We start from the raw sequence: 13,823 nt of genomic DNA, 5'->3' as shown, positions 1-13,823 counted from the left end.
GCCGTCGTTGACGGTCGTTGACGAAAACCCGCGGTGCGTGCCGCGGGTTTTTTTATGTGCATCGACGTTCGGTGTTCTCGCGCGTTCGTCGGTGCATAAAAAAATTTGCGTGCGGGCTTGGCAAATTGATCGGGGATGAATTAAACTTGCGGGCTCGCTGGTTGTTGATGCCGAAACGCAGATCGCAGCCAGAACGAATCGGAAACGGGTGCTTAGCTCAGCTGGTAGAGCGGCGCCCTTACAAGGCGTAGGTCGGGGGTTCGAACCCCTCAGCACCCACCAGTTTCACGATTCAGCCAGACCAAGGAGCGGTAGTTCAGTCGGTTAGAATACCGGCCTGTCACGCCGGGGGTCGCGGGTTCGAGTCCCGTCCGCTCCGCCAAAAAATGAAGAAGCCCGCCTCGTGCGGGCTTTTTCATTTGTATCGTCGGAGGCGCACGCTTGCGTGCGCGTGACCGCGGAGCGGAGGAAGCCGCCTGCGCGGCTTCCGGCGGGACTCGAAGGGTTGCGCGTGCACGCGCAACCGCGGCCTGCGGGATGTAGGCGAGTCCCGTCCGCTCCGCCAGAAAATGAAAAAGCCCGCGTTACGCGGGCTTTTTCATTTGCGTCGTCCGTTGCGTACCGCGTTTTTTCCCGTCCCATCCCGTATGTTGTAATATCGGTCGTTTTGTCCAATTTTCCCGTCACGCATGCTCGATTTCTTCCGTAATCACCAGCGCCTGATGATGGCGCTCCTGCTCCTGATCGTGTTGCCGGGGCTGGGTTTCGTCGGGATCCAAGGTTTCCGCGGTTTCTTCGACGACAGCGCGAACGTCGCGGCGGTCAACGGGCACAAGATCACGCGGATCGAATTCGACGGCGCGTTCCGTCAGCAGATCGACCAGGCGCGCCAGGCGCTCGGTGGGCAGTTCGACATCAAGATGTTCGATACGCCCGAGCATCGCAAGCAAGTGCTCGACGGCCTGATCCAGCAACGCGTGCTGGCCGACGAGACGCAACGCCTGCACCTCACTGCGTCCGACAACGCGGTGCGCGACGCGCTGATGAGCGACCCGATGATCGCGTCGTTGAAGAAGCCCGACGGCTCGATCGACGTCGAACGCTATGCGCAGCTGCTGTCGTTCCAGGGGATGACGCCCGAGCAGTACCAGGAGCGCGTGCGTTACAGCCTCGCACTGCAGCAGATCCCGGCGAGCATCGTCTCGAGCGCTTTCACGCCGAAGGGTCCGGCCGAACGTCTGTCGGCACTCGCCGCGCAGCAGCGCGAAGTGCAGGCGCTCGTGCTGAAGGCGAGCGACTACGCGGCGAAAGTGCAGCCGACCGACGCGCAGCTCGCCGCATACTATGACGCGCACAAGCAGAGCTTCGCGACGCCGGAAACCGCAACGATCCAGTATCTCGTCTATTCGCCGGCCGCTGCCGCTGCGAGCGCGCAGCCGACCGATGCCGACATCAAGAAGTTCTACGACGACAACCCGACGCACTTCCGTTCGGAAGCACAGGTGCGCATCAGCCACATCTTCATCGCGGCAGCCAGCGACGCCAGCGCCGCCGACAAGGCCGCGGCAAAGGCGAAGGCCGAGCAGCTGCTGGCTGACGTGAAGGCTCACCCGGACCAGTTCGCGCAGATTGCACAGAAGAACTCGCAGGACGCGCCGTCGGCAGCGAAGGGCGGCGATCTCGGCTTCATCACGCGCGGCTCGACGGCGGGCGGCAAGGCGTTCGACGATGCGGCATTCGCGCTGAAGCAGGGCGACGTGAGCGGTGTCGTACAGTCGGATCTCGGCTTCCACATCCTGAAGGCCACGGAAGTGAAGCCGTCGGTGGTCAAGCCGTTCGCGGACGTGAAGGACCAGATCGCGGCGCAACTGAAGCAGCAATACGCGGCGAAGGCGTTCTCGGACAATGCGGAAGGCTTTACGTCGACCGTGTATGAAAAGGCGAAGTCGCTGCAGCCGGCGGCGGACAAGTACAAGCTGACGATCCAGACGGCCACCGTCACGCCGACGCCGAATCCGCAACTGCCGCCGACGAGCCCGCTGAACAATCCGAAATTCCTCGCTGCGGTGTTCGCGAGCGACTCGGTGAAGAACCAGAACAACACGCAAGCGATCGACGTGGGCAACAACACGCTGATCTCCGCGCGCGTGACCGATTACAAGCCGGCCGCCGTGCCGGCACTGGATGCGATCAAGGACGCGGTGCGTCAGAAGGTCGTCGCCGAGCAGGCCGCCGCACTCGCGAAGAAGGACGGCGCGGCGAAGCTGGCCGAACTGCAGAAATCGAAGTCGACCGACGGCTTCGCGGCCGTCCAGAAGGTATCGCGCACGCAATCGCAAGGACTGACGCCGGCTGCGCTGAGCGCCGTCTACAAGGTTGACGCGAAAACGCTGCCGGCATACGTCGGCGTCGACCTCGGCGCAGACGGCTATGCGATCTATCGCGTGAACGCGGTGATCGCGGGTACGGCCGTCGATCCGCAGCAACTTGCGGCCGCGCAGCAGCAGATGGCGCAGGTCGAAGCGCAAAGCGAAGGCGAAGCGTATCTCGCCGCACTGCGCGACCGCTCGAAGGTGAAGCTGTACGGCACCACGCAGAGCCAGTCGCAGGACGGCGGCAGCTAAGCACGGCACCGCTTCCGGTTTCGCGCGCAACGATAGAAAGCCTCGCTCGACGCGGGGCTTTCTGCTTTCAGGGGGGCGCCACGCGTGCGGCTCAACCGCGCGGCTTGCCGAGCAGCGGTTTCAGCGCGGGCCAGACGTTGTCGAGGAGGATGTGCTGTGCCTGTTGCGCGGGATGCATCTGATCCGGCTGGAACATTTCCGGCTTGTTTTCGATGCCGGCCAGCAGGAACGGCACGAGCGGGACGCCCAGCTCCTTCGACAATCTCGTATAGACCGCGTGGAATTTCTGCGTATAGTCGGGCCCGTAGTTCGGCGGCACGTACATGCCGACCAGCACGACCTTCGCGTGTGCGTTGCGCGCGTCGGCGATGATGTCGCGCAGGTTCTGCTCGGTCGTCGCAAGCGGTACGCCGCGCAACGCATCGTTCGAACCGAGCTCGACGACGACGATCGACGGCTTGAGCCGCTGCAGCACCGCAGGCAGCCGCGCACGGCCGCCGCTCGTGGTGTCGCCGCTGACGCTCGCGTTCGCGACGCTATAATCGATTCGCTCGGCCGCGAGCCGCTGCCGCAGCAGCGCAACCCAGCCGGTGTCGCGCGGCAGTCCGTATTCGGCCGACAGGCTGTCGCCGAGCACGACGAGCGCGGGCTGACCCGATGCCGCGGTCGCGGCGCGCGCAGGCATGGTTGCTGCGAGCGCGGTGCCAAGCAATGCGGCCAGCGCCGCGCGTCTTTTCCAGCGGAATGTCGTGTCCATGTTCAAGATTACCGATCCGATCATCGAAGTCCATGACGTATGCAAGCAGGTTGCCGATGCAACGGGCGCGCTGACGATCCTCGACGGCATCTCGTTTGTCGTACGCGCGGGCAGCAGCCTCGCGATCGTCGGGGCATCGGGGTCCGGCAAATCGACGCTGCTCGGCCTGCTTGCGGGATTGGACAGCGCGACGAGCGGCACGGTTCGCTTGCTCGGCCGCGCGCTCGACCAGCTCGATGAGGACGAGCGCGCGGCGCTGCGCAACGGAGCGGTCGGGTTCGTGTTTCAGTCGTTCCAGTTGATGCCGCACCTGACGGCACTCGAGAACGTGATGCTGCCGCTCGAACTGCAAGGCGGCATCAGTGCGCGCGAAGCGGCCGATCGCGCGAGGGCGCTGCTCGTGCAGGTCGGGCTCGGCGAACGCACCGCACATTATCCGAAGCTGCTCTCGGGCGGCGAGCAGCAGCGCGTTGCGCTCGCGCGCGCGTTCGTCACGCATCCGGCGATTTTGTTTGCCGACGAACCGACCGGCAGCCTCGACGCGGCAACCGGTCATGCTGTCATCGACCTGATGTTCGAATTGAACCGCACGCACGGCGCGACGCTTGTGCTTGTCACGCACGACACCGAACTCGCGCGGCGCTGCGCGACGACGATCACGATCGATGCCGGACGCATCGTTGCGCCGCACGCGGTGTAGCAGTCACGGGGTTTTCGTGCCGGCCGCACGGCACGGAAGGGCAGATTGCCTCGTGCGGCCGGTGTTCGCATGACGCCGTCGCGTCAGCGCTTGAGCGCCGCGCGGGCGCGCTCGATCAGCGCGGTCGTCGACGAATCGTGCTTCGCCGGATCGACCGACTCGGCCGACAGGTCCGCTTCCACGACCTTGCCGAGAATCTTGCCGAGCTCGACGCCCCACTGGTCGAACGGATTGATGTCCCACACCGTGGCCTGTACCAGCACCTTGTGTTCGTAGAGCGCGATCAGCGCGCCGAGCGCGCGCGGCGTCAGCGCGTCTACCAGCAGCGTCGTCGTCGGGCGGTTGCCGGGGAACGTCAGATGCGGCGCGAGCGCTTCCTTGCCGGGGCCGGCGACCTCCCGTGCTTCTTCCAGCGTGCGGCCGAGCATCAGCGCTTCGCTCTGCGCGAAGCAATTCGCCAGCAGCTTCGGATGATGGCTGGCGAGCGGATGTTCGGGCGTCAGCACCGCGATGAAGTCGATCGGCACGATCGTCGGGCCCTGGTGCAGCATCTGGAAAAACGCGTGCTGGCCGTTGGTGCCCGGCTCGCCCCACGTGACCGCCGACGTCGGGTAGTCGACGAACGAACCGTCGAGCCGCGCGGACTTGCCGTTGCTTTCCATCTCGAGCTGCTGCAGGTAGGACGGCAGGTAGTGAAGCGCTTCCGAATACGGCGCGACGAGGTAGCTCTGCGAGCCGAAGAAGTTGCGATACCAGATGCCGATCAGGCCGAGCAGCACCGGCAGGTTGCGCTCGAGCGGCGCTTCGCGGAAATGGCGGTCCATGTCGTTCGCGCCGGCGAGCAGTTCGTCGAATTGCTCGGGCCCGATCGCGATCATGATCGACAGGCCGACCGCCGACCACAGCGAATAGCGGCCGCCGACCCAGTCCCACATTTCGAACACGTTGTCGGCCGCGATGCCGAACTTCACGACTTCGGCCGGATTCGCCGACACGCCGACGAAGTGCTTCGCGAGCGCATCCTCCGGGCAACCGCGCGCGACGAACCAGTCGCGCAGCGAGCGTGCGTTCGTCATCGTCTCGAGCGTCGTGAAGGTTTTCGACACGATGATCGCGAGCGTTTCCTCCGGATCGACCTGCTCGAGCACGCGCGCGAGATCGGCGCCGTCGACGTTCGACACGAAGTGCGTCGAGATCTCCGGCGTCGCGACGTGGTGCAGCGCGTGCGTAACCATCTTCGGTCCGAGATCCGAGCCGCCGATACCGATGTTGATCACGTGGCGGATGCGCTTGCCGGTGTAACCGGTCCACACGCCGCTGCGCACGGCGCGCGCGAAGGTCGCCATCTTCGCGCGCTCCGCGCTGACCTGCGCATGGAACGGCGCGTGCGGGTCGGTCGCGCGCAGTGCGGTATGCAGCGCTGCGCGGCCTTCGGTCGGGTTCACGATCTCGCCGGCGAACATCGCGTCGCGGCGCGCTTCGACGCCCGCTTCGCGGGCCAGTTGCACGAGCAGGCGCAGCGTGTCGTCGTTGATGCGGTTCTTCGAGAAATCGGCCGCGAGGCCGCCGCCCGGAATCGTGAAGCGTTCGGCGCGGGTCGGCGCGCGGTCGTTTTCCGGCGCGAACCAGTCGCGCAGCCGCGCATGGCGGATTTGTTCGAAGTGGGATTGAAGGGCAGTCCAGGCGGGGAGCGAATTCAGCGTCATGGCGGTTCGAGTGAAGCGTGAATCGGGAGGAATGCCGCGCCGGCGCATCGGGAGCGTAAAGCCGGCGGACGAGCGGGCCCGCCGTGCGGCGGGGCACTCAGTATAGCGGCGTTATATGTCGGCGCGCCGCGACGGGTAAAAAAGGCGATTGACCAGCGTGCGCACCATCGGCGCGAGTTCGCCCGCGGTGAGGCCGACCGGCCCCGTGCCTTTCGCGGTCAGCGTGTCGGCCGCGAGGCCGTGCAGGTAGACGCCCGCGAGCGCTGCTTCGTACGGGGCCACGCGCTGCGCGAGCAACGCGCCGATCAGGCCGCCGAGCACGTCGCCGGTGCCGCCGGTCGCGAGCGCGGCATTGCCGGTCGGATTGATCGTCAGGCGCCCGTCGGGCGCCGCAATCACCGTGCCCGAACCCTTCAGCACGACGATGCTCGCGTAGCGCGTGGCGAGCGAGCGTGCAGCGGCCAGGCGATCGTGCTGTATCGCCGCGGTGTCGCAGCCGAGAAGGCGTGCGGCCTCGAGCGGATGCGGCGTCAGCACGCACGCATGGCCGCGCGCGCCGCGCGTGGCGACCGCTGCCGCGAGGTCGGCGTGCGTGGCGACGAGATTCAGCGCATCGGCATCGAGCAGCGTCGCGATGTCGTGCGCAAGCACGTCGCGCACGAGCGCCGCGGCGGCGTCGCGCGTGCCGAGGCCGCAGCCGGCGGCGATCGCGGACATCGCATCGAGCGTCAGACTGCCGGCCGGATGCAGCATCAGTTCGGGAAACGGCGGATCGTACGGCGGCGCGCCGGAGCCGAGACAACCGACATGCACCTTGCCGGCACCCGCAAACAGCGCCGCGCGCGCGGCGAGAATCGGCGCGCCGCACATGCCGGTGTCGCCGCCGAGCACGGCGAGGCTGCCGAACGTGCCCTTGTGCGACGCGAACGCACGCGCGGGCAGCGCCGCGGCGAACAGTGCGGGCGCGTTCAGCACGACCGCAGGCGCGGCGGGCGGCGCAACGTCGAGCGTCGCGATGTCGATGTGGCCGGCGAGGTCGCGGCCGTCGCCGGTGTACAGGCCCGGTTTCGCGCCGATGAAGGTGAGCGTGTGCGTGGCCGCGACCGCAATGCCCGCGCCGACGACCCGGCCCGTATCGCTGTCCAGCCCGCTCGGCACGTCGAGCGCGAGCACGCGGCCGCCGCCGCGCGTGTGCGCCGCGATGCGCGCGGCCTGCTCGGCAAACGGGCCGTCGAGCGGGCGGCCCAGGCCGATGCCGAACAGGCCGTCTACGACCCACGCGTAATCGTCGAGCGACGCGGGCGGCTCGGCCGACAGCGGTACGCCGGCGGTGCGCGCGAGTTCGAGCGCCCATTGCGCATCGTCGGGCTTGACCGGCACCGGCATCCACGCCTGCGTGGCTACGCCGAGCTGCTGCAGCTGCACCGCGGCCACCAGCGCATCGCCGCCATTGTTGCCGGGGCCGACCGCGAACCACACCGCGCGGTCGTCGCCGGCCACACGCTCGGACAGCCAGCGCGCGGCCGCCGCGCCTGCGCGGCCCATCAGCGTGTGCGGCGGCAGTCCGGCGGCTGCGGCGGCTTCGGCCGCCCGCAGGTCGGCGACGCGCAGCAGCGGCAGCGGAGCGGTGGAGTCGGGAAGCGGGCGGGTGTTCGTCATCGCGGGATCATGGCGGCGGGAAGAGGGGGCCGCCCCGGCAAGCGCCCGCGGCGGTCAGGTCGCGAAGCGCGCGGCGCTCAGTGCGGCCAGCGTATCGGCGGGCCACTGCTGCGTGTCGCCGCCGACGTAATCGGTCACCACTCTAGCAGAGCCGCATGCGAGCCCCCAACCCGCCGGACCATGGCCGAAATTGACGAACACGCGCGGATGCGGGGTCGGACCGACGACCGGCAGGCCGTCCGGCGACAGCAGCTGCGTGCCCTGCCACGACAGCGCGGCGGAGATCCGCGCGGCGCCCGGCACCCAGTCGTGCACGGCCTGGCTCAGCAGCGCGAGCGTGGTCTCGGATAGGTGCTCGGGCAGGGGCTTCGCGGTGTCGGCTGCGCTCTGCAGCACGGCGGCGCCCCCGATACGCAGCCGCTGGTGGCTCCGCGTGATCGAGATCCGCTTGATCGAATCGACGACGCTCAGGTGCGGTGCATGTTCTTCGTACGCAACGGGCGCGGTCAGCGTATGGACGCGCACCGGATGCAGCGGCAGCTGCCAGCCGAGCCGCTCGAGCAGCGGCAGGCTGCCTGCGCCTGCCGCGACCACGATCGCATCGGCCGCAATCACGTCGACTTCGTGTGCCTTCGCCGTGTGCCGGCCGCCGCCGGCCGGCGCGAGTTCGACCGCCACGCGGCCGTGGTCGACGCGAATCGCGGCGACGTCCGCGCCGAAACGGAACTGCACGCCGTGCTCGTCGAGCGCCTGTCTGACCAGCTTCGCGAACAACGGGCCGTTGCCGGTGCGTTCGGCGTCGAGCAGCACGCCGCCGGCGAAGCCGGGCTCGGCCGGCACCGACGGTTCCAGCGCCGCGCATTCGTCGGCGGTGAGCACGCGGTACGGCTGGTCGAGCGTGCGCAACAGGTCGAGCGCCGGCTGCAGTGCATCCCAGTCGCGCGGCTCGCGCACGACGTGCAGGATGCCGGGCTTCTGCTCGAATTCGAGCCCGAAGCGCGCCTCGATGTCGGCGAGGGTGTCGCGCGACGCATCGATCAACGGGCGCAGCCGCGCGTACTGCGCGGCGAAGGCGTCGGGCTCGCGCAGCGTGGCGAGCTGCTTGACGAAGCGGCGCACGCCGCCGTTGAAGCCGGGCTTGTAGACGATGCCGGTGTCGCGCGGCTGGCGCCCGCGCATGAAGGTCGGGCCGAACCAGACGTCGAGCGGGCTCGGGAGCAGCATGCCGCCGTCGCCGTAGGTTGCGCCCTGCGCGACGGTTGCGTGGCGTTCGACCACGCACACGCGATGGCCGGCCGCGCGCAGCTGGTAGGCGGTGGCGACGCCGCTGATTCCGCCGCCGATGACGATGACATCCATGGATTGCTTCGATGACGGGCGGCGTGGGCCGCCCGGTGAGAATTCGCTGACGGGCCGCTGGCCCGGTGAACCGCGAATGATAGCGCCAAAATCGCGCCGGCCGGCGTCGCGCACCCACGCCGGCCGGCGTCGCGCACCCACGCCGGTCGCGCCGTCGTGCGGCCATGGGCTGCGATCGCCGCGCGTGCCGGCCCGGGCGGCGGTTTCCCGGAGCGGCGTCGCGCGGCCGGCGCGCTGCACCGTCGCGGTGCGCGACGGGTGCGGATCGACCGGTCTGGGACGACCGACTTCCGGGTATAATTACGGCCTTCCTTTCGCCCCACGTCGCCACCTCGCGCGACTCATCGACGTCAGTCCAGCCCATGGCTCACTTCTCGTGTTTTCCCGGCGCTTCGGCCCTCTCCGATTTCCGTCAAACCCGCCTGCTCGACACGCTCAGGCAAATCGACGCCAACATCGTCGCGGTGCGCGGCCAGTTCCTGCACTTCGTCAATGCGGCCGAGCCGCTGTCGGCTGACGACAACGCCCGCATCGACGCGCTGATGCACTATGGCGCGCCGTTCGAGCCGGCGGCCGAAAAGGGAACGGCCGAGACCTTCGTCGTACTGCCGCGTTTCGGCACGGTCTCGCCGTGGGCGAGCAAGGCGACCGACATCGCGCAGCACTGCGGCCTCACGCAGGTGCGCCGTATCGAGCGCGGCATCGAATTCACGGTCACGCTGAAGTCGGGCCTGCTCGGCGGCAAGAAGGCGCTGTCCGACGACGCGCGCGCAGCGGTTGCCGCCGCGCTGCATGACCGGATGACCGAGAGCGTGGTCGCCGCGCGCGACGATGCGAAGCACCTGTTCGACGAACTGCCGGCCAAGCCGTTGTCGACCGTCGACGTGCTGGGTGTCGGCCGTGCCGCGCTCGAGCAGGCGAACGTCGAGCTCGGCCTCGCACTCGCCGACGACGAGATCGACTATCTGGTCGACGCGTTCCGCAAGCTCGAACGCAACCCGACCGACGTCGAGCTGATGATGTTTGCGCAGGCGAACAGCGAGCATTGCCGCCACAAGATCTTCAACGCGCAGTGGACGATCGACGGGCAGGAGCAGGACATGTCGCTGTTCGCGATGATTCGCAACACCGAGAAGGTGAGCCCCCAGGGCACGATCGTCGCGTATTCGGACAACTCGTCGATCATGATGGGCGCCGAAGCCGAGCGCTGGTTCCCGCGCAACGCGGGCGCGGCGGGCGAGCCCGGCCAGCGCTACGGCCGCCACACCGAGCTCACGCACACGCTGATGAAGGTCGAGACGCATAACCACCCGACCGCGATCTCGCCGTTCCCCGGCGCGGCGACCGGCGCGGGCGGTGAAATCCGCGACGAAGGCGCGACGGGCCGCGGTGCGCGTCCGAAAGCCGGCCTCACCGGCTTCACGGTGTCGAACCTCGACTTGCCGGATGCCCGCCAGCCGTGGGAAAACGACCGCGACGCCGCGCAGCCGATCGCCGAGCGCAACCCGAACGAGCAGCACGGCCCGTACGGCCGCCCGGACCGCATCGCGTCGCCGCTGCAGATCATGATCGACGGCCCGCTGGGCGGCGCCGCGTTCAACAACGAATTCGGCCGGCCGAACCTCGGCGGCTACTTCCGCGTGTACGAGCAGAACGTCGGCGGCCAGGTGCGCGGCTATCACAAGCCGATCATGATCGCGGGCGGCCTCGGCAACATCGCGGATCAACACACGCACAAGCATGACGTGCCGGCCGGTTCGCTGCTGATCCAGATCGGCGGCCCCGGCATGCGCATCGGCATGGGCGGCGGCGCGGCGAGCTCGATGGCGACCGGCGCCAACACGGCCGAACTCGACTTCGACTCGGTGCAGCGCGGCAACCCGGAAATCGAGCGGCGCGCGCAGGAAGTGATCAACGGCTGCTGGCAGCTCGGCGCGGAAAACCCGATCCTGAGCATTCACGACGTCGGCGCGGGCGGCCTGTCGAACGCGTTCCCCGAGATCGTCGATGGCGCGGGCAAGGGCGCGCGCTTCGAATTGCGCAAGGTCGCGCTCGAGGAATCGGGCCTGTCGCCGCGCGAGATCTGGTCGAACGAGGCGCAGGAGCGCTACGTGCTGGCGATCGCGCCGGCCGACCTGCCGCGTTTCGAAGCGATCTGCGCGCGCGAGCGCTGCCCGTTCGCGGTGGTGGGTGTCGCGACCGACGAACGCCAGTTGCGCCTCGTCGACGACGAAGCGACGGGCGCGGATGAATTCCCGGTCGACATGCCGATGGAAGTGCTGCTCGGCAAGCCGCCGCGCATGCACCGCGACGTCACGCGCGTCGCGGTCGAGCGCGCGCCTGTCGACGTGACGGGCATCGCGCTGTCGGAAGTCGCGGTCGACGTGCTGAAGCATCCGACGGTCGGCAGCAAGTCGTTCCTGATCACGATCGGCGACCGTTCGGTCGGCGGCACGTCGGTTCGCGACCAGATGGTCGGCCCGTGGCAGGTGCCGGTGGCCGATTGCGCGGTGACCGCGCTCGACTACGCGGGCTTCAAGGGCGAGGCGATGACGATGGCCGAGCGCACGCCGCTCGCTGTAATCGACGCACCGGCGTCGGGCCGCATGGCCGTCGGCGAGGCGATCACGAACATCGCGAGCGCGCCGATCGCGTCGCTCGACAAGCTGAAGCTGTCGGCGAACTGGATGGCCGCATGCGGCACGGCCGGCGAGGATGCCGCGCTGTTCGACACGGTCAAGGCGATCGGCATGGAGCTGTGCCCGGCGCTCGGAATCGGCATCCCGGTCGGCAAGGATTCGCTGTCGATGAAGACCAAATGGGACGAGCAGGGCGTCGCGAAGGAAGTGGTGTCGCCGGTGTCGCTGATCATCTCCGCGTTCGCGCCGGTCGACGACGTGCGCCGCCATCTGACGCCGCAACTGCGCCGCATCGCCGATGCGGGCGACAGCGTGCTGATCGCGATCGATCTCGGCCGCGGCAAGAACCGGATGGGCGGCAGCATCTTCGCGCAGGTCACGCAACAGGTTGGCGACGAGACGCCGGACGTCGACGACCCGGAAGACCTGAAGCGGTTCTTCAACGCGATCCAGTCGCTGAACGCGCAGGGCAAGCTGCTTGCGTACCACGACCGCTCGGACGGCGGCCTGTGGGCGACGGTGTGCGAGATGGCATTCGCGGGCCATGCAGGCGTGTCGCTCAACGTCGACATGCTGACGCTCGACCCGAACCACGAATCCGACTACGGCGACGCAAAAGACTGGGCAAAGCAGACGAGCGGCCGCCGCGAGGATCGCACGCTGCGCGCGCTGTTCTCCGAAGAACTCGGCGCCGTCGTGCAGGTGCGCGCGGCCGACCGCGACGCGGTGCTCGCCGCGCTGCGCGAATTCGGCCTGTCGGCGTGCTCGCACGTAATCGGCACGGTCAACGATCGCGACATGATCGAGGTGTATCGCGATGCGAAGAAGGTGTTCGATGCGCCGCGCGTCGAACTCCATCGGGCGTGGAGCGAAGTCAGCTGGCGCATCGCGCGCCTGCGCGACAATCCGGCCTGCGCGGACGCCGAATACGACACGCTGCTCGACGCGGCCGACCCGGGCATTTCGCCGGTGCTGACCTTCGACCCGGCCGACGATGTCGCCGCGCCGTTCATCGCGACGGGCGCGCGCCCGCGCGTCGCGATCCTGCGTGAGCAGGGCGTGAATTCGCACCTCGAAACGGCCTACGCGTTCGACCGCGCGGGCTTCGACGCGCACGACGTGCACATGAGCGACCTGCTCGCGGGCCGTGCGACGCTCGCCGATTTTGCGGGCGCGGTCGCGTGCGGCGGCTTCTCGTACGGCGACGTGCTGGGCGCCGGCGAAGGCTGGGCGAAGACGATCCGCTTCAACGCGAACCTCGCCGACATGTTCTCCGCGTTCTTCGCGCGCCCCGACACGTTCGCGCTCGGCATCTGCAACGGCTGCCAGATGCTGTCGAGCCTCGCGTCGATGATCCCGGGCGCCGAAGCGTGGCCGAAGTTCACGCGCAACAAGTCCGAGCAATTCGAAGCGCGCTTCTCGTTCGTCGAAGTCGAGAAGTCGCCGTCGATCTTCTTCGCCGGGATGGAAGGCTCGCGGATTCCGGTTGCCGTCGCGCACGGCGAGGGCTATGCGGACTTCTCGCAGCAGGGCGACATCGAGCGCGTTGCGGTCGCGATGCGTTATGTCGACCACCGTGGCGAAGCGACCGAACGCTATCCGTTCAACCCGAACGGCTCGCCGGCCGGCATCACGTCGGTCACGACGGCCGACGGGCGCTTCTCGGTGCTGATGCCGCACATGGAGCGCGTGCACCGCACGGTCACGATGAGCTGGCATCCGGAAGGCTGGGATGACGCGAGCCCGTGGATGCGCGTATTCCGCAACGCACGCCGCTGGATCGGCTAATGTTCGATCCGCACGCGCCGGTCGACATCGTCACGCTGCGCGACGAGCGCGCGAGCGACGTCGATGCGATCGGTCGCGTGATCGTTGCCGCGTTCGCGGACGCGCCGCAGCAGGGCCAACTCGAGCGGCAGATCGTCGACACGCTGCGCGCGGACGGCGCGCTGAGCGTGTCGCTCGTCGCGGAGCGCGATGAGCGCGTGATCGGCCACGTTGCGTTCTCGCCAGTGTCGATCGGCGGCGAGCCGGCCGGCAGTCACGGCTGGTACGGGCTCGCGCCGCTCGCGGTGCGGCCCGAATGCCGGCGGCAGAGTGTCGGTGCGGGGCTCGTGCGCACGGGGCTCGACGCGTTGCGGCGGCTCGGTGCACGCGGCTGCGTCGTGCTCGGCGAGCCGTCGTACTACACGCGTTTCGGTTTCGTGCCGTCCGGCGATCTCGTATTCACGGGCGCGGCGCGCGCGTATTTCCAAGCGCTTGCATTCGATGAAACCGCGCCGCAGCCGTCGGGCGCGGTTCGTTACCACGACGTGTTTCATCGGGTGTAGCGGGCCGCAGCGCCAATCCGCTTGCCGTGTCACCGTTCACAAAAGCCGC

Annotated in this window: 8 protein-coding genes and 2 tRNA genes; 6 read left to right on the top strand and 4 right to left on the bottom strand. The window is 68.4% G+C overall.

Annotation, left to right across the window (positions count from 1 at the left end; translation table 11 throughout):
- Positions 1-206: 206 nt before the first annotated feature.
- From KDW55_RS15185 to KDW55_RS15175, 3 genes are all read left to right on the top strand, one after another.
- Positions 207-282 (top strand) — tRNA-Val (locus KDW55_RS15185).
- A 23-nt stretch (positions 283-305) separates the two neighbouring features.
- Positions 306-382, top strand: a tRNA-Asp gene (locus KDW55_RS15180).
- 307 nt (positions 383-689) lie between these two features.
- Positions 690-2,624, top strand: coding sequence for a SurA N-terminal domain-containing protein (locus KDW55_RS15175; RefSeq protein ID WP_212160152.1), 1,935 nt, complete (start codon positions 690-692; stop codon positions 2,622-2,624).
- 91 nt (positions 2,625-2,715) lie between these two features.
- Here the strand turns inward: KDW55_RS15175 and KDW55_RS15170 are convergent, their stop codons facing one another.
- Complete coding sequence (locus tag KDW55_RS15170; RefSeq protein WP_040144378.1) at positions 2,716-3,381, bottom strand: arylesterase; 666 nt, start codon at positions 3,379-3,381, stop codon at positions 2,716-2,718.
- Between KDW55_RS15170 and KDW55_RS15165 the strand changes: the two genes are divergently transcribed.
- Entirely contained in the window at positions 3,380-4,081 is a 702-nt protein-coding gene (locus KDW55_RS15165) for an ABC transporter ATP-binding protein (RefSeq protein ID WP_069241485.1), read from the top strand. The two genes, KDW55_RS15170 and KDW55_RS15165, sit on opposite strands and share 2 nt — an antisense overlap.
- 83 nt (positions 4,082-4,164) lie before the next feature.
- Here the strand turns inward: KDW55_RS15165 and pgi are convergent, their stop codons facing one another.
- The 3 genes from pgi to KDW55_RS15150 form a co-directional block, all read right to left on the bottom strand.
- On the bottom strand, positions 4,165-5,787 hold the full coding sequence (gene pgi, locus KDW55_RS15160) for a glucose-6-phosphate isomerase (RefSeq protein ID WP_059547663.1): 1,623 nt from the start codon (positions 5,785-5,787) through the stop codon (positions 4,165-4,167).
- A 111-nt stretch (positions 5,788-5,898) separates the two neighbouring features.
- Complete coding sequence (locus tag KDW55_RS15155; RefSeq protein ID WP_069241484.1) at positions 5,899-7,446, bottom strand: NAD(P)H-hydrate dehydratase; 1,548 nt, start codon at positions 7,444-7,446, stop codon at positions 5,899-5,901.
- 54 nt (positions 7,447-7,500) lie between these two features.
- Positions 7,501-8,805 (bottom strand): FAD-dependent oxidoreductase, encoded by a 1,305-nt coding sequence (locus KDW55_RS15150; protein ID WP_069241483.1) that lies wholly within the window; start codon positions 8,803-8,805, stop codon positions 7,501-7,503.
- 362 nt (positions 8,806-9,167) lie between these two features.
- Here KDW55_RS15150 and purL point away from each other — a divergent pair, with 362 nt between their 5' ends.
- Positions 9,168-13,232: a phosphoribosylformylglycinamidine synthase gene (gene purL / locus KDW55_RS15145; protein ID WP_069241482.1), complete on the top strand. Its 4,065-nt coding sequence runs from the start codon at positions 9,168-9,170 to the stop codon at positions 13,230-13,232.
- A complete protein-coding gene (locus tag KDW55_RS15140; RefSeq protein WP_040144372.1) occupies positions 13,232-13,774 on the top strand; it encodes an N-acetyltransferase in 543 nt (180 codons plus the stop codon). The genes purL and KDW55_RS15140 overlap by 1 nt, the downstream gene beginning before the upstream one ends.
- Positions 13,775-13,823: the final 49 nt, after the last annotated feature.

The sequence above is a fragment of the Burkholderia sp. AU19243 genome (assembly GCF_018148075.1).
In the GTDB taxonomy this organism is placed as follows: Bacteria; Pseudomonadota; Gammaproteobacteria; order Burkholderiales; family Burkholderiaceae; genus Burkholderia; species Burkholderia latens_A.
The sequence above is the reverse complement of the archived record's forward strand: the minus strand, read 5'-3'. Positions and strand labels throughout refer to the sequence as shown.